The sequence below is a fragment of the Methylobacterium sp. 1A genome, assembly GCF_058072805.1.
Map to the genome: position 1 here is coordinate 2,163,907 of NZ_JBYQVE010000001.1, position 19,186 is coordinate 2,183,092.

The 19,186-nt window shown below is 70.9% G+C and carries 15 protein-coding genes; 7 read left to right on the forward strand and 8 right to left on the reverse strand.

The window, feature by feature from the left end; genetic code table 11:
• Positions 1–83 precede the first annotated feature (83 nt).
• Together ACX9MN_RS10575 and ACX9MN_RS10580 are read left to right on the forward strand one after the other, a co-directional pair.
• A complete protein-coding gene (locus ACX9MN_RS10575) occupies positions 84–737 on the forward strand; it encodes a GntR family transcriptional regulator (RefSeq protein ID WP_489724367.1) in 654 nt (217 codons plus the stop codon).
• Positions 738–920: 183 nt separating this feature from the next.
• Positions 921–1,850, forward strand: a complete 930-nt coding sequence (locus ACX9MN_RS10580; protein WP_489724368.1) for a class I SAM-dependent methyltransferase — start codon at positions 921–923, stop codon at positions 1,848–1,850.
• A gap of 29 nt (positions 1,851–1,879) precedes the next feature.
• Here the strand turns inward: ACX9MN_RS10580 and ACX9MN_RS10585 are convergent, their stop codons facing one another.
• From ACX9MN_RS10585 to ACX9MN_RS10605, 5 genes are all read right to left on the reverse strand, one after another.
• Positions 1,880–2,560 (reverse strand): GntR family transcriptional regulator, encoded by a 681-nt coding sequence (locus tag ACX9MN_RS10585; RefSeq protein WP_020091901.1) that lies wholly within the window; start codon positions 2,558–2,560, stop codon positions 1,880–1,882.
• A 21-nt stretch (positions 2,561–2,581) separates the two neighbouring features.
• Entirely contained in the window at positions 2,582–5,569 is a 2,988-nt protein-coding gene (locus ACX9MN_RS10590; protein ID WP_489724369.1) for an FAD-binding and (Fe-S)-binding domain-containing protein, read from the reverse strand.
• 204 nt (positions 5,570–5,773) lie between these two features.
• Complete coding sequence (locus ACX9MN_RS10595; RefSeq protein WP_489724370.1) at positions 5,774–7,579, reverse strand: IlvD/Edd family dehydratase; 1,806 nt, start codon at positions 7,577–7,579, stop codon at positions 5,774–5,776.
• Between the two features lie 156 nt (positions 7,580–7,735).
• Positions 7,736–8,503, reverse strand: coding sequence for an SDR family oxidoreductase (locus ACX9MN_RS10600; protein ID WP_489724371.1), 768 nt, complete (start codon positions 8,501–8,503; stop codon positions 7,736–7,738).
• Positions 8,504–8,505: 2 nt separating this feature from the next.
• Complete coding sequence (locus tag ACX9MN_RS10605) at positions 8,506–9,219, reverse strand: GntR family transcriptional regulator (protein ID WP_489724372.1); 714 nt, start codon at positions 9,217–9,219, stop codon at positions 8,506–8,508.
• Positions 9,220–9,338: 119 nt separating this feature from the next.
• On the opposite strand from ACX9MN_RS10605, the gene ACX9MN_RS10610 reads away from it, so the two are divergent.
• Genes ACX9MN_RS10610 through kce form a run of 5 tightly spaced genes read left to right on the forward strand, consistent with a single transcriptional unit; the run spans position 9,339 to position 15,906 of the window.
• Entirely contained in the window at positions 9,339–10,598 is a 1,260-nt protein-coding gene (locus ACX9MN_RS10610; RefSeq protein WP_489724373.1) for an ABC transporter substrate-binding protein, read from the forward strand.
• Positions 10,599–10,605: 7 nt separating this feature from the next.
• Positions 10,606–11,481, forward strand: coding sequence for a branched-chain amino acid ABC transporter permease (locus ACX9MN_RS10615; RefSeq protein ID WP_056528459.1), 876 nt, complete (start codon positions 10,606–10,608; stop codon positions 11,479–11,481).
• Between the two features lie 14 nt (positions 11,482–11,495).
• Positions 11,496–14,054, forward strand: a complete 2,559-nt coding sequence (locus ACX9MN_RS10620) for a branched-chain amino acid ABC transporter ATP-binding protein/permease (RefSeq protein WP_489724374.1) — start codon at positions 11,496–11,498, stop codon at positions 14,052–14,054.
• Entirely contained in the window at positions 14,051–14,974 is a 924-nt protein-coding gene (locus ACX9MN_RS10625; protein WP_489724375.1) for a 3-hydroxyacyl-CoA dehydrogenase, read from the forward strand. Before ACX9MN_RS10620 ends, ACX9MN_RS10625 begins: the two co-directional genes overlap by 4 nt.
• Positions 14,975–14,976: 2 nt before the next feature.
• Positions 14,977–15,906, forward strand: a complete 930-nt coding sequence (gene kce / locus ACX9MN_RS10630) for a 3,5-dioxohexanoate:acetyl-CoA acetone transferase (RefSeq protein WP_489724376.1) — start codon at positions 14,977–14,979, stop codon at positions 15,904–15,906.
• 175 nt (positions 15,907–16,081) lie between these two features.
• Here kce and ACX9MN_RS10635 read toward each other — a convergent pair whose 3' ends face one another.
• The 3 genes from ACX9MN_RS10635 to ACX9MN_RS10645 are packed head-to-tail and all read right to left on the reverse strand — an operon-like array spanning position 16,082 to position 18,972.
• Entirely contained in the window at positions 16,082–16,363 is a 282-nt protein-coding gene (locus ACX9MN_RS10635) for a DUF167 domain-containing protein (RefSeq protein WP_489724377.1), read from the reverse strand.
• A gap of 10 nt (positions 16,364–16,373) precedes the next feature.
• On the reverse strand, positions 16,374–17,741 hold the full coding sequence (locus ACX9MN_RS10640) for an FAD-binding oxidoreductase (protein ID WP_234082416.1): 1,368 nt from the start codon (positions 17,739–17,741) through the stop codon (positions 16,374–16,376).
• A 37-nt stretch (positions 17,742–17,778) separates the two neighbouring features.
• Positions 17,779–18,972 (reverse strand): fumarylacetoacetate hydrolase family protein, encoded by a 1,194-nt coding sequence (locus tag ACX9MN_RS10645; RefSeq protein ID WP_489724378.1) that lies wholly within the window; start codon positions 18,970–18,972, stop codon positions 17,779–17,781.
• Positions 18,973–19,186: the final 214 nt, after the last annotated feature.

A 19,186-nucleotide genomic window follows, 5' to 3' on the forward strand; every position in this document is an offset into this window, starting at 1 on the left:
TAATGTTCGCGCGCGCCGAACATCCGCCGGCCTTAAACGGCGGGGCGGCGCGCGACCCGTTCATCGGGGGAGGGAACGGCGGCATGAGCCACGCGCAGCGGCTGCGGCAACGAATCGAGGATGAGATCGTCTCCGGCGAGCTCGCCTTGGGATCGCGACTCGACGAGAACCAGCTCGCGGCCCGCTTCGGGGTCTCGCGCACGCCCATCCGGGAGGCGCTGCTGCAGCTCGCCGTCACCGGCCTCGTGCAGACGAAGCCCCGGCGGGGAGCGATCGTCAGCGCGCCCGAGCCGCACCTGCTGCTCGCCATGTTCGAGACGATGGCGGAGATCGAGGCGGCCTGCGGCCGTCTCGCGGCGCGCCGGCTCGTCCCCGAGGACGCCGCCGCGCTGCGCGCCGCGCTGGAGGGCTGCCGCGCCGCCCTGACCACCGAGGACACCGAGGCCTACTACGCCGAGAACTACGTGTTCCACACGGTGGTGTACCGGGCGAGCCGGAACGCCTTCCTGGCGGAGCAGGCGCTGTCGCTCCATCGCCGCTTGGCTCCGTATCGCCGGCTGCAGCTGCGCGTGCGCCAGCGCCTGCCGCAATCGCTGGCCGAGCACGAGGCGATCGTCGCCGCGATCATCGCGGGCGACGAGGCCGGCGCCGCGGAGACCCTCCGGGGCCACGTGATCGTCCAGGGTGACCGCTTCACCGATCTGGTGGCCGGACTGCGGGCGCCGAGCGCTGCCTGAGCGGCGGGGGGCGCGTCGCCCGCGATAATTGTGTCGACGGCCTGTCCGAATCCGGGCCCGGCCCGGGGATCGTCCCTTCATCGCGCCCTAACCCTGCCGGCAGGTCGGACTGCGTAGGTGTTCCGCCCGACTCGACCATAAGTTGCAGTCCCGGCATTGTCGATCCGGAGCCGGGGATCGATCATGCTGAAGGACGTCGTCAGGAGCGCGGGCCGTCGCGCGGGGGTGGATATCTTCCGGGCCAGCCGGGAAGTTTTTCGCTGGAGCCACACGGTCCACGATTACTACCCCGTCGTGCCGTCCGCGCGCTGGTCGCCGGGCCGGGCGCCGCACGGCCAGCTCAAGGCGGTGCTCGCTCGGTCGCACGCGGCCTACGACAGCTTCCTCACGGAACTCGAGGCGCGGGCGGACCTGCTGCACAGCGTCCCGCACGACGCGCCCGTGACCGGCGGGGCGATACCCCACTGGAACAACACGTGGTTCACCGCCCTCGACGGCGCCGCGCTGATGACCATGCTGGCCTGGAAGCGCCCGTCTCGCTTCTTCGAGATCGGCTCGGGCTGCTCGACCTGCTTCGCGCGGCACGCGATCGACACCCTGAACCTTCCGACGCGGATCACCTCGATCGATCCGATGCCCCGCCGCGAGATCGACGCGCTCTGCGACTGGACCGTGCGCAGCCCGCTGGAATCCTGCGATCTGAAGATCTTCGAGGAACTGAAGGCGGGCGACATCCTCTTCTTCGACGGTTCGCACCGCTCCTTCGCGAATTCGGATGTGACGGTGTTCTTCTTCGAGGTGATGCCGCGCCTCGCACCGGGCGTGATCGTGCAGATCCACGACATCTTCATTCCGGACGACTACCCGTCCGCCTGGAACTGCCGATTGTACAACGAGCAGTACCTTCTGGCGGCGATGCTGCTGTGCGGCGCGCCGCCGTTCCGGGTGACCGTGCCGGTGATGTATATCTGCCAGGACCCGGCGATGAGCGCCCGGGTCAAGACGGCCTTCGCCGCCCGCGGCACCGGCCCCGACATCCCGTTTCTCTACGCGAACGATTCCCGCACGCCGGGCGCGTCGTTCTGGTTCGAGATGACCGGGACGCCCGGCTGATCGCGGGCGCGGTCTATCGCGGCTGAGGCTCAGGCGGTCTCCGCCGCACCGTAATTGGCGGCGATCACCGACTTCTTCCCGCGGATGTGCTCGCGCATCAGGACGGCCAGCGCCGCACCGTCCCGGGCGCGCAGCAGCGCGATCATGCGCTCGTGCTCGGAGACGGCGCGGGCCCACTGCTCGGGGGTCTGGTGGGCGGAGTAGCGCGAGCGCTGGATCCGGCCGGACAGGCTCTCGTAGATGTTGGCGAGGATCGTGTTGCGGCTCGCCGCCATGATCCCCTCGTGGATGCGCCGGTTGTGGCTGAAGTAACCGGCCTCGTCGCCCGATTTCCAGGCCTCGACCATCGCGTCGTGGTCGACCACCAGGGCGTCGATGTCGGCGTCGGTGATCGTGCGGCAGGCGAGGTCACCGGCCGTCGCCTCGAGCCCGGCGATCACCTCCATCATCTCCTCGAGTTCGCCGTCCGAGATGCTGGCGACGCGCGCCCCGCGATTCGGGAGCAGTTCGAGCAGCCCCTCCGTCGCCAGGATCTTGATCGCCTCGCGGAGCGGCGTCCGCGAGATCCCGAAGCGCTCGGTCAGCTCGCTCTCGTTGATCCGCGCCTTCGGCTCCATCTCGCCGGACCGGATCAGTTCGCGCATGCGCTCGGCGACCTCGTCGTGGAGGTAGCGGCGGCTGATGCCGATCCCGGGCTCGATTTTGTTCATGGTCCCCCGACACACGTCAGGTCAGTGCGACCTGTGGTCTATGTGTAGGTGCCCGGCAATGGAGTGTCGAGGCACGAGGGCCCGATCCAGCACGCGGGCCACATGTTCCGCCTGGAGACCCAGCCCGTCGTGGATCTGGTGACGGCAGCTCGTCCCGTCGGCCACCACGAGGTCGTCGGGCCCTGCGGCGCGCAGCGCCGGGAACAGCGACAGCTCCGCCATGGCGAAGGACGTCTCGATGGATTCCGGCCGGTAGCCGAAGGCGCCCGCCATCCCGCAGCAGCTCGACTCGATGACCCGCAGGTCGAGCCCCGGCACCGACCGGAGCACCGTCTCGACCGAGCCCATGACGCCGAAGGATTTTTGATGGCAGTGGCCGTGCAGGTGCGCGACCCGGCCGCCCTGATCGGCGAACGGCAGCGCGATGCGTCCGGCCGTCAGGTCGGCGGCCAGAAGCTCCTCGAACAGGAATGACTGCTTGGCCAGCAGCGCGGCCTCTTCGCCGGGCAGGAGCGCCGCGAACTCGTCCCGGAAGGTGAGCAGGCAGGACGGCTCGAGGCCGACGACCCGTGCCCCCGCGCGCAGGAACGGCAGCAGCGCGTCGAGGGTGCGGCGCGCCTCCTGGCGCGCCCGGTCGGTCTGGCCGGCGGAGAGCCAGGTCCGGCCGCAGCAGAGGGGGCGCCGGCCGCGGGACGGGTAGACCCGGTGCAGCCGGTAGCCGGCCGCCTGTAGCACCCGCTCGGCCGCCTCGAGATTCTCCCGCTCGAAGGCCCGGTTGAAGGTGTCGCCGAACAGGATCACGTCGCGGAAATCGCCCGCGACGTCCTGCGCGTGGGCGGGCTCGCCCTGCTCGCTCCAGGGCCGGCGCCAGCGCGGCAGCGAGCGCTTGGCCGAGAGGCCGGCGACGCGCTCCGAGAGGGCGGCGAGGGCCGGGTACCGGTCCCGCAGGTTGAGGAGCGGCGCCAGCCGCGCGGCGGCCCCGGCGTAGAGCGGCATCGTCGCGATGAGGCGCTCCCGCAGGGGCAGCCCGTGGCGGGCGTGGTAATGGTGCAGGAACTCGATCTTCATCTTGGTCATGTCGACGCCGGTCGGGCACTCGCGGCGGCAGGCCTTGCAGGAGACGCAGAGATCGAGGGTGCGCTTCATCTCCGGGCTGGTGAAGGCGTCCTTGCCGAGTTGGCCCGAGATGGCGAGCCGCAGGGAATTGGCCCGGCCCCGGGTCAGGTGCTGCTCCTCTCGGGTTGCCCGGAAGGAGGGGCACATGGCGCCGCCGACGAGCTTCCGGCAGGTGCCGTTATTGTTGCACATCTCGACGGCGGAGCCGAAGCCGCCCCAGTCCGACCAGTCGAGGGCGGTCTTCATCGGCGCTGACACGGCGTAGTCCGGCTTGAACCGGAACAGGCTGCGATCGTCGAACTTCGGCGCCCGCACGATCTTGCCGGGATTGAGCCGGTTGTCCGGGTCGAACGTGTCCTTCACGGTCTCGAAGGCGCGGGTGAGCGTCGCGCCGAACAGCGGCTCGACGAATTCCGAGCGCGAGAGGCCGTCGCCGTGCTCGCCGGAATACGAGCCCTTGTAGCGGCGCACCAGCTCGGAGGTCTCCTCCGCGATCGCCCGCATCCGCCGGACGTCACCGGCCTCCTTCATGTCGAGGATCGGGCGGACATGCAGGCAGCCGACAGACGCGTGGGCATACCACGTGCCGCGGGTGCCGTTCTTGGTGAAGACCTCCGTCACCGCGTCGGTGTAGTCGGCGAGGTGCTCCAGCGGGACGGCGCAATCCTCGATGAACGAGACCGGCTTCGCGTCGCCCTTCATCGACATCATGATGTTGAGGCAGGCCTCGCGCACCTCCCAGACGGATTTCTGGCGCGCAGGCTCGACGACCTCCACGACGGCGTCCGGGAAGCCGTGATCGGCCATGCAGGCGTCGAGGCGCTTCAGGTCGAGCCGGAGCGACGCGAGGTCGTCCCCGGCGAACTCGGTGAGCAGCAGGCAGTTCGGCTTGCCCTTGGTGATGTCGGCGAGCGTCGTGCGGAACAGCGGGATATCGGCGCCGAGCACGAGGACGTTGTTGTCGACCAGCTCGACCGCCACCGGGTCCAGGCCGACGATGTGCCGCGTCGTCTCCATGGCCGCCCGGAAGGACGGGAAGTGGCACACGCCCATCACGCGGTGTGTCGGCAGGCGCGATAGCTTCAGCGTCACCGCGGTGGTCGCGGCCAGCGTGCCCTCGGACCCGACGAGCAGGTGCGCGAGGTTCGGCTGGGCCTCGATCAGCGAATCGAGGTTGTAGCCGCCCACGCGGCGCTGAACCTTCGGGTAGTGCGCTTCGATCTCGGCGCGGTGGTCCTCGGCGAGGCCGCGCATCCGCGCGGCGAGCGCCGCGGCCCGATCCGACCCGTTCACGCCCGGATGCGCGTTTCCGGTCAGGCCGAAGCCGAAGGCCTCGCCGTCGTGGAGCAGCGCCTCGATCGCGAGGACGTTGTCGCTCATCTTGCCGTAGCGCAGGGAGCGGGCCCCGCAGGAATTGTTGCCCGCCATGCCGCCGATGGTGCAGCGGGTCGCCGTCGAGGGCTCGACCGGGAAGAACCAGCCGTCGGCCTTCACCCGGGTGTTCAGGCGCTCCAGCACCATGCCGGGCTCGACGGTGATCGTGCCGGCCTCCGCGTCGTAGGCCAGGACGCCGTTGAAGTACCGCGAGCAGTCGACGACGAGGCCGGACCCGATCGGCTGGCCGTTCTGCGAGGTGCCGCCGCCACGCAGGATGACCGGGGCGCCGTGCTCGGCGGCGATGCGCAGGGTCGCGGCGATGTCGGCGGCGGAGCGCGGCAGCACCACGCCGGCGGGCATGATCTGGTAGATCGACGCGTCGGTGCTGTAGCGTCCGCGCGTGAAGGCGTCGAAGCGCGCCTCACCCTGGAGCTGCTCCGCCAGCCGGCGCGGCAAACCGGCCTCGAGGCGCGCCGCTGCACGCGGCGCCGGGGCATCCGCCCTCGCTTCCGTCACGATCGATCCCTCCCGAGATGGGACGCGCCCACCCGCGGGGAAATGTATTCAAAATTCACTGCGGCGCAAATCGGCCGCGGTGTCACGCTGGTAACGGGCTGCCGGGGCCCGGTTCCGCGGTCGGCCTCGCGGGCTGCCGCGAACCTCGCCCGACGGGCCGTCGCAGCCCCGCGGCCGCCCGTCGGGCGGGTTCCGGTAACGGCCTCAGTGGTTGTCCCGCGGCACCCCGGAGGCCTGCGCGACCTTCTGGAACTTCACCGCGCCCTTCAGCACCATGCCCTGGTCGAGCTGGTCGACCTGATCGCGGTAGATCTCCTGCCAGGGCGTCTGCGTCGCCGGGTAGGGATATCCGCCGCGCGCCGCCAGATCCGCGCGCCGGCGCGCGATCTCCTCGGCCGGGAGCAGGATGTCGGCACTCCGGCGGTTGAGATCGATGCGGATGCGGTCGCCGCTCTGCAGCAGGGCCAGCCCGCCGCCCACGGCCGCCTCGGGAGACGCGTTCAGGATGGCGGGCGTGCCGGAGGTGCCGGATTGCCGGCCGTCGCCGATGCAGGGCAGCGAGGTGACGCCGCGTCGGATCAGGGCGCCGGGCGGCTGCATATTCACCACCTCGGCGGCGCCGGGATAGCCGATCGGTCCGGCCCCGCGCATGATCAGGATGGTGTTCTGGTCGATGTCGAGCGCCGGGTCGTCGATCCGCGTGTGGTAGTCCTCGGGACCGTCGAACACGATCACCCGCCCCTCGAAGGCCATCGGATCGTTCGGATTGCGCAGGTAGCGGGCGGCGAATTCCTCCGAGATCACGCAGGTCTTCATGATCGCGGAATCGAACAGGCTCCCCTTGAGATTGAGGAAGCCGGCGCGCTCCATCAGCGGCTCGCCGTAGGCGCGGATCACGTCGCGGTTCCAGCTGTGCCGCCCGCGGTAGTTCTCGCCGACGGTCCGGCCGTTGCAGGTGAGGGCACCCTCGTGGACCTTCCCGGCCTCGATCAGCTCGGCGAAGACCGCCGGCAGGCCGCCCGCGCGGAAATACTCCTCGCCGAGCCAGCGGCCGGCGGGTTGCATGTCCACGAGCAGCGGGATCTCGAACCCGACCCGTTCCCAGTCGTCGCAGCTCAGCGGCACGCCGATATGCTTGGCGATGGCGTTGATGTGGATCGGCGCGTTGGTCGAACCGCCGATCGCGGCGTTGGCCACGATCGCGTTCTCGAAGGCCTCGCGGGTCAGGATGTCAGAGGGCTTGAGGTCTTCCCAGACCATCTCGACGATCCGCTGGCCGGTGGCGTAGGCCGCCTGGCCGCGCTCGCGGTAGGGCGCCGGGATCGCCGCCGAGCCGGGCAGCGCGAGGCCGAGCGCCTCGGCGAGGGCGTTCATTGTCGAGGCCGTGCCCATCGTGTTGCAGTGGCCCGTGGACGGTGCCGACGACCCGACGATGTCCATGAACTGCTGGAAGTCGATATCGCCGGCGGCATGCCGCTCGCGCGTCTTCCAGACGATCGTGCCGGACCCGGTCAGCTCCTTCTGGAAGTAACCGTTGAGCATCGGTCCGACGTTCAGCGAGATCGCCGGGATGTTGACGGTGGCCGCCGCCATCAGACAGGCCGGCATGGTCTTGTCGCAGCCGGTCAGCAGCACGACGCCGTCGAGCGGGTAGCCGTACAGCACCTCGACCAGCGACAGGTAGGCGAGGTTCCGGTCGAGGGACGCGGTCGGCCGCTTCCCGGTCTCCTGGATCGGGTGGCAGGGAAACTCGAAGGCGACGCCGCCGGCCGCCGTGATGCCGTCCCGCACCCGCTTGGCGAGCTCGACGTGATGGCGGTTGCAGGGCGCCAGGTCGGAACCCGTCTGAGCGATGCCGATCAGGGGCTTGCCCGACCGCAGCTCCTCCGGCGTCAGCCCGTAATTGAGGTAGCGCTCCAGGTAGAGGGCGGTCATGCCCGGGTTGTGCGGGTTGTCGAACCAGGCCTTCGAGCGCAGGTCGGCGGGCGTGATCCGGCGTTTGTCGCTCATGGTCGCTTCCTCGCATCCTCGGGCCGGCGCTGGCGGTCCGGCTCGTGTCTTCCGCTACCGCGGCGGGCGTCGCGACCGCGGTCGCGGCGCCCTGAGCTCGATCTTGCAATACTCTGAGGATTGATCCGCCGCAGCATCTCCGGCGCTGGATTAATTTCAGGACAGCATCCGGGTGTCACCATCGATGGAAATGGCCTGCCCCGAGATCGTCCGGCCGCGCGGCGAGCAGAGCAGCAGGATCTGGTCGGCGAGCTGCCGCGCCGTGACGTACTCCTTCACCGACACGAACGAGAACGCCCGCGCCTCCATGTCGGCGAAGCTCGTGCCCTGCTGCTGGGCCTTCGATTCGAGCACCCGGCGCTGGCGATCCCCGGCCACGAGACCCGGGAGGATCGCGTTCACCCGGATCCCCGCGCCGCCGAGCTCGATCGCCAGGGACTTGGTGAAGCCGATCACCCCCCACTTGGCGGCCGCGTAGGGGCTGCGCAGGGCGAAGCCGAACTTGCCCGCGGCCGAGGAGAGATTGACGATCGAGGCGTTGGCGCTCTGGCGCAGGTGCGGCACCGCCAGGCGCGCGCAGTTGAACTGGCTGGTCAGGCAGACCGTGAGGCAGCGGTCCCACTCCTCGGGGGCGATCTCCTCGACCCGGCCGGTCGGACCGGCGATCCCGGCATTGTTGACGAGCACGTCGAGGCCGCCGAGGAATTCGACCGCCTGGTCCATCATCGCGGTGACGGCGTCGCGGTCGGCGACGTCGGTCCGGCTGCGCCCGACGGTGTCCGGCAGCGCGGCCAGGGCGTCCGTGTCGATATCGCAGGCGAAGACGCGCGCGCCTTCGTCCAGGAAGGCGTCGACGATCTCGCGGCCGATCCCGGCAGCGCCCGCCGTCACCAGGACCCGCAGGCCGGCAATCCCCAGATCCATGATCAATCCTCTCCCTGAACGTCCCGCAATCCGCCGCGGGTCAAGATGAACTCCGCGGCTTCCCGGATGTCGGCGGCGATCGCGGCCGCGGCCGCCGCGCCGTCCCGGATCTCGATGGCCGAAACGGCCTCGGCGTGCCGGCGCAGAGCGAAGCCCTGGAGGAGGCGCTCCGGGTGGGCGCGCAGATCCAGGTTGATCACCGGGCCGGCCTTCAGCCAGAGCCGCGCGATGATCTCCTGCAGGGGTGCCAGCCCGCAGGCGCCGTAGATGGCGAAATGCAAGTCGCGGTTGAGCTGGACGGCGCGCGCCCTGTCGGGCTCCGCCGCCTCGGCCTCGGCCCGGAAGGCCGTCTCGGCGCTCCGGATCGCCGCGAGCTCGGCCCCCGTCCGCCGCTCGGCCGCCCGCGCCACCGCGATCCCCTCGACCGCGATGCGGGTCTCGACCAGGGCCCGGAACGCGGCCGCGCCCATGACCGGCACCCGGATCACGCGATTCGGCGCCACCTCCAGCACGCCGTCCGCCGCGAGCCGGCTCACCGCCTCGCGCACCGGCATGACCGAGACGCCGAGGGCCGCGGCGCTCTGCCGAAGGGACAACCGGTCGCCCGGCGCCAGCCGCCCCGAGGCGAGCAGATCCGACAGGGCCTCGTAGACGGTGTCGGACAGGGTCCGCCGCTCGAGCTGGGGCAGGTCGGCCAGCGCCAAAGTGGAATTCATATGCCGACACTAGACGGATCCGGCACTATCACGCTAGTGATCTGTGATCACAGTTCGGGTGAGGGCCGTCAGAGCTCGCCACAACAACCCGGCTGGAGGACACGCACGGGAGCGGAACGATGACGGACCGGTACGGGAATTCCCTTTCTCGCCGCAGCCTCCTGCGCGCCGGCGGCGCGGCGCTCCTCGCGCCGGCCCTCGCGAGCCCGGCGCTCTCCCAGGGACAGTCCGAGGTGATCCGGATCGGTCACCTCACGCCGCGGACCGGCTTCCTCGGGCCGCTCGGAGAGTTCGCCGTGCAGGCGGCCCAGCTCGCGGTGGAGGAGATCAACGCCGCCGGCGGCATCGCGGGCCGGAAGGTCGAGCTCCTGTCGGAGGACAGCGTCAACCCGCAGACCGCCTCGGCCAAGGCCGAGCGCATGGTCCAGCGTGACCGCGTCGCCTGCCTCGTCGGCGAGATCAACTCCGCTTCGGCGCTGGCGATCAGCCAGGTCGCGCAGCGCGAGAAGATCCTGTTCATCAACACCGGCGCTAACTCGGACGCGCTGCGCGGCTCCGACTGCAAGCGGTTCATGTTCCACGTCGAATCGCAGAACACCATGATGGTGCGGGCCTGCGGCCGAGCACTGCTGGACCGGGGCCTGATCAAGGGGCGCAAGGTCTACGCGCTCACCGCCGACTACGCCTTCGGCCACGATCTCCTGAAGCAGGCCAAGAAGTACTTCGCCGCCAACGACGCCACCCTCGTCGGCGAGGATCTGATCCCGACCGAGCTCACCGACTTCTCGCCGTTCCTGCTCAAGCTCCGTCAGGCCAAGCCGGACCTCGTGATCTGCAACCTCGCGGGCGCGCAGATCACCAACTTCCTGAAACAGTACAGCGAGTTCGGCCTGCCGTTCCCGGTCGCCGGCTTCGGCTTCGACACGGCGCTCGCCTGGGGCGCCGGGCCGGGGAACTTCCTCGGCACCTGGCCGGTGATCTGGCACCACCAGATCGACTCGCCCTCGGCGAAGAAGTTCGTCGCCGCCTTCAAGGCCAAGTACAAGAAGCCGCCTGAGAACCAGGGCTGGGGCGACTACACGGCGATGAAGATCGTCGCGCAATCGATGAACGAGCTCAAATCGACCGAGTCGATCAAGGTCGTGGAGCACCTGGAATCGGGGGCGAAATTCGACATCGCCAAGGTCCGCGAGGGCTATTTCCGCCCCTGGGACCACGAACTGATGCAGGAGATGTTCGCGATCACCGCCCTGCCGGCGGATCAGGTCAAGAACCCCTACGACATCTTCACCTCGACCGGACCGCTGCCCGGTCCGGACGAGAGCCTGGAAGTGCTCGCCACCACCCGCGACGAGAACGCCTGCACCTTCCCGGCGTGAGGCGTCCATGCAGCTCGTCTTCATCCTGGAGCAGGTGCTCAACGGCCTGCTGATCGGCGTGCAGTACCTGCTGATCGCGCTGGGCCTGTCGCTGATCTTCAGCCTCGGCGGGATCGTGAACCTCGCCCACGGCGCCTTCTACGCGATCGGCGCCTACATGACTGTGCTGCTGACGCCGACCATCGGCTTCGGCGGGGCGCTCATCGCCTCGCCGCTCGCGGTGGCGGTGCTCGGCCTCCTGATCGAGCGGTTCCTGCTCCGGCGCTTTTACCGCGGCGACCCGACGCTCGGCCTGCTGCTCACCTTCGGGCTCGCGATGGTGGCGGAGCAGGCGCTGCGCATGGCCTTCGGGGCGGCGCCGGTGCCCTTCGGGATTCCGCTGTGGCTGCGCGGGCAGGTCTTCATCGGCGACCTGATCTACTCGCGCTACCGGCTCTCGATCCTCGTCGTGGCCCTCGCCTGCGTCGCCGGCCTGTGGCTGCTCCTGACCCGCACCAGCTTCGGGCGGGTGGTCCGGGCGGGCGTGCAGAACCCCGACATGGTCGCGGCACTCGGCATCTCGCTCCGGCCCTACATGACCGCAGTGGTGACGATCGCGGTCGGGCTCGCGGCGCTCGCCGGGACCATGATGGCGCCGGTCACGGGCGTGCAGCCCGCCATGGGCGCCGAGATCCTGACCTTCGCCTTCGTGGTCGTGGTGATCGGCGGTCTCGGCTCCTTCTGGGGCGTGGTGCTCGCCGCGCTGATCGTCGGCGTGGTCCGGGGCCTCACCGCCTACGCCTACCCACCGGCCACCGAGGCCGCCGTCTACGCCCTCATGGTGCTCGTCCTGCTGCTGCGCCCGCGCGGCCTGTTCGGCGAGCACATCGCCCGGTTCGAGTGAGCGGAGAGCGTCCCATGTCCGGAACCGCCGAGCCGCTGCCGCTCGCCCTGCCGCAGCGCGGCCTGATCCTGCGCGAGAGCCGCCAGCTCTGGGCGGCGCTCGCCGCCCTGATCGTCCTGCCCTTCGCCCTCGACGCGATCGGCCTGACGCTGATCACCGCCACCGACGTGGTGATCTTCGCCCTGGCGGTGCTCGGCCTCAACATCCTGGTCGGCTGGACCGGGCTCACCTCGTTCGGCCACGGGGCGTGGTTCGGGATCGGCGCCTACGCGGTGGCGATCCTCCAGACGCGCCTCTTCCCCGGCGACATGGCGCTGCCGCTCCTCGGCGCCCTGGCGATCACCGGGCTCGCGTCCCTCGCCGCCGGCGGCCTGATCCTGCGGCGGCGGGGCGTCTACTTCTCGCTCCTGACACTCGCCTTCACGGCGATGCTCTACGCCATCGCGTTCCGCTGGACCGACCTCACCGGTGGCGAGAACGGCATCGGAAACCTGCACCGCTGGGCGGCGCTGCAGGAGCCCGGCGCCTACTACGCCGCGGTGTCCGGGATCGCCTTCGCGGTCCTGATCGCCCTGTGGCGCTTCCGGCGCTCGCCCATGGGCACCGTCCTGGTGGCGATCCGCGAGAACGAGCAGCGCGCGGGATTCCTCGGCTACGCCACCAACCGCTACAAGCTCGCGGCCTTCGTGATCTCGGCGACGATCACCGGGCTGGCGGGGGCGCTCGCGGCCTACAGTCACCGCTTCACCTCGGCCGACCCGATCTCCATCGCCTTCTCGGGCGAGCTGCTCGCCATGGTGGTGATCGGAGGGATGCGCTCGTTCCTCGGGCCGGCGCTCGGCGCGCTGTTCTACATCCTCTTCCGCGAGTTCCTGTCGATCTACACCGCCGACTGGCTGCTGTATTTCGGCCTGCTGTTCGTCGCCTTCATCGTGTTCTCGCCGGACGGGCTCGTCGGCATCGTGGCGCGGCTGCTCAAGCCGTTCCGGCGCGTCCCGACCGAGGGCGCGGCCATGTCGGCCCGCCGCGCCGGCGCCTCGGGCCGCGTCCCGGCCCGTTTCATCGCGGAGGGGCGCGGTGACGGCCCGGTGCTGGTCGCCGACGAGATTCGGAAGAGCTTCGGGCCCGTGAAGGCGGTGCGCGGCGTGTCCTTCGCGGTCGCCGACCGGACGCTCCACGCCCTGATCGGGCCGAACGGCGCCGGCAAGACCACCGCCTTCAACCTGCTGTCCGGGATGTTCCGCCCGAGCGGCGGCAGCATCCGCCTCGACGGAAGCGAGATCGCCGGCCTGGAGCCGCACGCCATCACCCGGGCCGGGATCGGGCGCTCGTTCCAGATCACCAACCTGTTCCCGGGCCTCTCCGTGGAGGAGAACGTCCGCCTCGCGGTGCAGGCCCGGCACGCCGCGCATTTCAGCCCCTGGCGGGACGCGCTGGCCGTCCGGGAGATCGCCGACGACACCGCCGAGCTGCTGCGCTGGACCGGCCTGTCCGGCATCGAGCGGGCCGAGGCCGGCAGCCTGTCCTACGGCGGCCAGCGGCTCCTCGACATGGGGCTGGCCCTGGCCACGCGGCCGCGCGTGCTGCTGCTCGACGAGCCCCTCGCCGGGCTCGCGGCGGCCGAGCGCGAGCGGGTCGGCGACCTGATCAAGGCGCTCTCGGCCGACATCCCGGTGCTCCTCGTCGAGCACGACATCGACCGCGTCTTCCGCCTCGCCGACCGCGTCACCGTGATGGCCGACGGCGCCGTGCTGGTCGACGGCTCGGTCGCGGACGCCCGGGACGACGAGCGGGTGCAGGCGGTCTATCTCGGCTCGGGCACGGCGGCGATCGCCGCGAAGCCGCGCGCCAGCGCCGCCGAGGCCGAGACGCTGCTCGCCATGGAGGGCGTCGACACCTTCTACGGCAAGTCGCACATTCTGAACGGGGTGAACCTGGCGGTGCGCCGGGGCGAGGTCGTGGCGCTCCTCGGACGCAACGGGGCCGGCAAGTCGACTCTGCTCAAGACCCTGATCGGCACCGCGCCGCCGGCCGCCGGCCGGATCGTGCTCGCCGGCCAGGACATCGCCGGCCTGTCGCCCGACCGGATTGCCCGGCTCGGGATCGGCTACGTCCCGCAAGGGCGGGCGCTGTTCGCCGGCATGACCGTCGCGGAGAATCTGGGCCTCGGCCGGCTGCGGCGGCTCACCGGCGCCGGCATCCACTGGGACGAGGAGAAGGTCCTCGAGTTCTTCCCGCGCCTGAAGGAGCGCTGGACCGTCGACGCGGCCCGCCTGTCCGGCGGCGAGCAGCAGATGGTGGCGGTGGCCCGCGCCCTCTCGGGGGACACGCGACTCCTCCTCCTCGACGAGCCCTTCGAAGGCCTGTCGCCGGCGGTGACGGAGGAGCTGTTCGAGGCCTTCGACCGGCTGCGCCGGGAGATCGCGATCATCCTGGTGGACCACCACCTCGACCTCGCCCTGGCGCTGTCCGACCGGACCGTGGCCCTGGAGCGCGGCAGCGTGCAGTGGACGGGCGAGTCGCGTCTCTTGCGCGAGGATCAGGAGTTGAGGCGGAAGGTGCTGTGGCTATGACCGAGAGCGTCGCGATCGTCGGCGCCGGCCTGATTGGCCGGGCCTGGGCGATGATCTTCGCCCGTGCCGGCTGGGACGTGCGCCTGTTCGACCCCGCGGCGGGCGTCGCCGAGGCCGCGATCCCGCTCTGCGCCGAGGGGCTGCGAACGCTGGCGGCGAACGACCTCTGCGCCGACCCCGCGGGTGCCGCGGAGCACATTCGCGCGGCCGGCACCCTCGCGGCGGCCCTCGACGGCGTCGCCTTCGTGCAGGAGAACGGCCCGGAGCGGCTGGAGGTGAAGCGGAGCCTCTTCGCGGACCTCGACGCCGCGACGCCGCGGGAGGCCGTCATCGCCTCGTCCTCCTCGGCGATCCGCTGCTCCCTGTTCACCGAGGATCTGCCGGGTCGGGCCCGGTGCCTGGTCGGCCATCCGGTGAATCCGCCGCACCTGATCCCGCTCGTGGAGATCTCCGGCGCGCCGTGGACGGCGCCCGAGGCGCTGGTGCGGGCCCGTCAGGTCTACGAGCAGATCGGGCAGGTCCCGATCACCGTGCTGAAGGAGATCGAGGGCTTCATCCTCAACCGGCTCCAGGGCGCCCTGTTGGCGGAGGCGTTCCGCCTCGCTTCGGAGGGCTACGTGACCCCGCAGGACCTCGACAAGACCGTGGCCGACGGCCTCGGCCTGCGCTGGAGCTTCATGGGTCCGTTCGAGACGATCGAGCTCAACGCGCCCGGCGGCATCGCCGATTACTGCGCCCGCTACACCGGTTTCTACAAGAGCCTCGCCGCCGACCCGGCTCCGCCCTCGGTCTACGAGGCGCCGGCCACCGAGGCGATCCTGGCCAAGTGGCAGCCGCCGACCGATCTGCCCGCACGCATGAACCGCCGCGACGCGCGGCTGGCGGCGCTCCGCGCCCACAAGGCTTCACGGAAGGACTGAGCATGGCCTCACAGCGGAAAGTCATCATCACCTGCGCGGTGACGGGCGCGATCCACACGCCCAGCATGTCGCCGCACCTGCCCGTGACGCCCGAGGAGATCGCCGACGCCGCCATCGGCGCCGCCGAGGCCGGCGCCGCCATCGTGCACCTGCACGCCCGCAACCCGGAGAACGGCCAGCCCGACCAGACACCCGAGGCCTTCGTCAAGTTCCTGCCGGTGATCAAGCAGCGCTCGAACTGCGTGGTGAACATCACCACGGGCGGCGCGCCGACCATGTCCATCGAGGAGCGGGTGCGCCCGGCCGCGACCTTCCAGCCGGAGGTCGCCTCGCTGAACCTCGGCTCGATGAACTTCGGCCTGTTCGGCATGCTCGACCGCTTCAAGGACCTGAAGCACCAGTGGGAGCGGGACTATCTCGGCAACAAGGACATCATCTTCCGCAACACGTTCGGCCAGATCGAGCACATCCTGACGACCTGCGGCCCGAACGGGACGAAGTTCGAGTTCGAGTGCTACGACACCGCGCATCTCTACAACCTGAAATACTTCTTCGACCGCGGGCTGGTGCAGGCGCCGCTGTTCATCCAGACGGTCTTCGGCCTGCAGGGCGGGATCGGCGCGCATCCGGACGACGTGATGCACATGAAGCGCACCGCCGACCGTCTGTTCGGCGATCAGTACCGCTGGTCGGTGCTCGGCGCGGGCCGCAACCAGATGAACATCGCCGCCATGGCGGCCGCGATGGGCGGCAACGTCCGCGTCGGGCTCGAGGACAGCCTCTGGGACGGTCCGGGCAAGCTCGCCGAGACCAACGCCGCGCAGGTCCGGCGGGTGCGCGCGATCATCGAGGGGCTGGGCCTCGCGGTCGCCTCGCCCGACGAGGCGCGCGAGATGCTGGCGCTGAAGGGCGGCGACAAGGTCGCGTTCTGATCGATCAGTCGATGGACGATGCGTCGCGGAAGGTGGGACGCATCGTCCGAGAGCGGATGACGTTCAGGCTCACCGTCCTTGCGAGCATAGCGAAGCAATCCAGGCGCGCCTCAGGCCTCCGATGTCGCGCAACACTGGATTGCTTCGCTGCGCTCGCAAAGACGTAGGCGACCGCTCACGGCGAACCGAACACGCGATCCAGATCCGCCTGCGCGACGCCGTCGATCTCCAGGATCTTCAGCCGGCTCTGCTCGCCGGTCACGATGCGGACCGAGCCGCGGCTGACCTTCAGCGCCTTGGCGATCAGCGCGACGAGCGCCTCATTGGCCGCGCCCTCGACCGGCGGGGCGGCGACGCGGACCTTCAGGTAGGGCTGCCCCTTGTGGTCCCGGGCCCAGCCCTCCGCGGCGTCGCGCCCACCGCGCGGCGTCAGGCGCACCGCCAGACGGATCGCCACGGCGGAGCCCTCAGAAGATCTTGCCCGGGTTCAGCCGGTTGTCCGGATCGAGCGCCCGCTTCACGAGCCGCATGACGGCGATCTCCTCGGGCGAGCGCGACAGCTTCAGCTTGGCCCGCTTCTCGAGCCCGATCCCGTGCTCCGCCGAGACGGAGCCGTTCAGCTCCGCCAGCGGCTCGTAGATCGCCGCGTCGATCGCCGCGTTGCCGGCGGCGTCGAGGCGGGTGGTGTTCCAGTGGAGATTGTTGTCGCCGATATGCCCGTAGACGACCGCCCGGCAGCCCGGGATCGCAGCGAGCCGGTCGAGCGCGCCGCGGACGTAGCCGTCCATCCGCGCGAGCGGCACGCTCACGTCGAAGGCCCGGTCGATCCCGTCGGCGTTCAGGTGCTCGACGCGGTCGCGGATCCGCCACATGCCGCGGCGCTGCTCCTCCGAGGCGGCGACCACGGCGTCGAGGATCGTGCCGTCTCCCATCAGCCCTTCCAGCAGACCGAGGAACCGGTCCGATTCCTCGGGGACGCACTCGACCTCGATGATCGCGTAGAACGGGTAGTCCGGTCCCAGCGGCGGGGTCGCGCGCCCGGGTGCCGTCATCAGCCGGTAGAAGTCCGGCCACAGGCCCTCGAACGAGGAGACACGCCCCTGGAAGGCGCTCTGCGCCGCCCGCAGCACCCGCGCGCCGTCGTCGACCCCGGGGCACGCGATCAGCGCCGTCGCGTAGCCGGCGGGCTCCGGCCGCAGGCGGATGACCGCCCGCGTGACGATGCCCATCGTGCCCTCGGTGCCGAGGAAGAGCTGCTTGAGGTCGAGCCCGGTATTGTTCTTGATGAGCGGCCGCATCGACGACACGACCGTGCCGTCGGCGAGCACCGCCTCCAGGCCGAGCACCATCTCGCGCATCATGCCGTAGCGCAGCACCCGCAGGCCGCCCGCGTTGGTGGAGATCGCGCCGCCGATCGTCGCCGAGCCGCGGGCCCCGAGATCGAGGGGGAAGAACAGGCCCGCCGCGGACGCGGCGTCCTGCACGCTCTCGAGCGTCGCGCCGGTGCCGACCACCACCGTCATGCCGAGCGGGTCCACCGGCTCGATGCCGGTCATGCGCTCGGTCGACAGGGTGATCTCGTCGGGCTGGCAGAGCGTGCCGTCGACGAGGCCGGTGGCGCCGCCCCGCGGGACCACCGCGACGCCCGCCGCGTGGCAGGCGGCCATGACGGCGCCGGTCTCCTCCGTGCTGCGCGGGCGGACCAGGGCCAGGGCGGCGCAGGGCTCGGTCGGGCGCGTCCAGTTGGCCGAGCGCCCGCGCAGCTCCGCGCCGGTGACGAGACCGGACGGTCCGACGATCGCGGCGAGGCGGTCGAGGAAGGCGGTGTCGGTCATCGGCATCATCTCGGGGCTCGGTCCGGTGGCCGCTCTGTCACAGAATCCCGCGCGCGGCGAGGTTCCGCATCAGCGCGCGGGCGCCGAAGGTCCAGGGCTCGCAGGCGTCGCAGCGGCGCATGCGGTTGACGAGGCTGCCGAGCTCCGGGCTCGCCACCACGACGCGGTCGCCGTCGGCGTGGGTGAAGCCGAGGCCCGGCCCGTGCCGGTCCTGGATCGGCGCGAACATGGTGCCGAGGAGGAGGAGGGCGCCGTCGGGGTAGTCGTGCGTCCTCCCCATCAGCGCCTCCGCCAGCTCCTCCGGGTCGCGGCTGATCTCGGAGAGCGGCGAGGTGCCCTCCAGCCGGAAGCCGTCCGTGCCGGTCACCTCGAGGGTCACGGTCGTGCGGCGGACGTCGTCGAGGCCGAACGTGTCGTCGAACAGGCGCAGGAACGGCCCCACGGCGCAGGAGGCGTTGTTGTCCTTGGCCTTCCCGAGGAGCAGCGCCGACCGGCCCTCGAAGTCGCGCAGGTTCACGTCGTTGGCGAGCGTCGCCCCGACGATCCGCTGGTCGGAGGCGACCGCGAGCGCCACCTCGGGCTCGGGGTTGTTCCAGTGCGAGTCCGGGTGCAGCCCCGCATCCGCGCCGCAGCCGACGGCCGAGAGCGGCTGCGCCTTGGTGAAGATCTCGGCGTCCGGGCCGATGCCCACCTCCAGATACTGGCTCCAGGCGCCCTGCGCGACCAGCACCTCCTTGAGGGCCATGGCCTCGGGCGAGCCGGGCTTCAGCCGGCGCAGGTCGTGCCCGACCAGGCGCTCGACCTCGGCGCGGATCGCCGCCGCGGCGGCGAGATCGCCGCGTGCGCGCTCCTCGATCACCCGCTCCAGCATCGAGGTGGCGAAGGTCACGCCCGCCGCCTTCAGGGCCTGGAGGTCGACCGGGGCCAGGAGCCAGGGCTTGGTGGCGTCGCGCGCGTCCGGCGGCGTGTTGGCCAGAACCGCGTCGAGGCTGCCGAGGTCCTCGCCCTGGGCGCCGCGCAGGGCGGCGGCGGGGTCTCGGGCCTCGCACAGGTCGCTGACGGTGGGGAAGGCGGCGGTGACGTCGACGATTCGGGCCGCACCGTCCGCGCCGGCGCGGATCGCCACGACGCTCGGACCGGCCACGTCCGGCCGCCACACCCGGCCCACGAGGGCGCCCCGGCATCCGTCGGCGGGCAGGATCTCCCGCGCGGTCAGGCCCGATAACGACATGTGCTCATGTCCCCTGGATGTGTGACCCTGAGATGTCCGCGCGCGACGGGCCCGGTTCCGGGACCGCGGCCGGCGCGCGATCCCATAGCATTCCGCGGCGCCCTTCATCCCGCCGGATGTTTCACCGGGCCGCGCTCGTCACGGGCGCCGAGCGAGCTCGCCTGACAGATCCAAGATTATCTGCAGCTTTGCCAGGAGGCCGGCTTGCTTTCCC

Excerpts from the sequence above, each read along its gene's own strand:
- ACX9MN_RS10645 (WP_489724378.1), bottom strand. The coding sequence starts at position 18,972 with ATGTCGTTATCGGGCCTGACCGCGCGGGAGATCCTGCCCGCCGACGGA.
- ACX9MN_RS10625 (WP_489724375.1), top strand. The coding sequence starts at position 14,051 with ATGACCGAGAGCGTCGCGATCGTCGGCGCCGGCCTGATTGGCCGGGCC.
- ACX9MN_RS10615 (WP_056528459.1), top strand. The coding sequence starts at position 10,606 with ATGCAGCTCGTCTTCATCCTGGAGCAGGTGCTCAACGGCCTGCTGATC.
- ACX9MN_RS10595 (WP_489724370.1), bottom strand. The coding sequence starts at position 7,579 with ATGAGCGACAAACGCCGGATCACGCCCGCCGACCTGCGCTCGAAGGCC.
- ACX9MN_RS10600 (WP_489724371.1), bottom strand. The coding sequence starts at position 8,503 with ATGGATCTGGGGATTGCCGGCCTGCGGGTCCTGGTGACGGCGGGCGCT.
- kce (WP_489724376.1), top strand. The coding sequence starts at position 14,977 with ATGGCCTCACAGCGGAAAGTCATCATCACCTGCGCGGTGACGGGCGCG.
- ACX9MN_RS10605 (WP_489724372.1), bottom strand. The coding sequence starts at position 9,219 with ATGAATTCCACTTTGGCGCTGGCCGACCTGCCCCAGCTCGAGCGGCGG.
- ACX9MN_RS10585 (WP_020091901.1), bottom strand. The coding sequence starts at position 2,560 with ATGAACAAAATCGAGCCCGGGATCGGCATCAGCCGCCGCTACCTCCAC.
- ACX9MN_RS10580 (WP_489724368.1), top strand. The coding sequence starts at position 921 with ATGCTGAAGGACGTCGTCAGGAGCGCGGGCCGTCGCGCGGGGGTGGAT.
- ACX9MN_RS10640 (WP_234082416.1), bottom strand. The coding sequence starts at position 17,741 with ATGACCGACACCGCCTTCCTCGACCGCCTCGCCGCGATCGTCGGACCG.
- ACX9MN_RS10620 (WP_489724374.1), top strand. The coding sequence starts at position 11,496 with ATGTCCGGAACCGCCGAGCCGCTGCCGCTCGCCCTGCCGCAGCGCGGC.
- ACX9MN_RS10610 (WP_489724373.1), top strand. The coding sequence starts at position 9,339 with ATGACGGACCGGTACGGGAATTCCCTTTCTCGCCGCAGCCTCCTGCGC.
- ACX9MN_RS10575 (WP_489724367.1), top strand. The coding sequence starts at position 84 with ATGAGCCACGCGCAGCGGCTGCGGCAACGAATCGAGGATGAGATCGTC.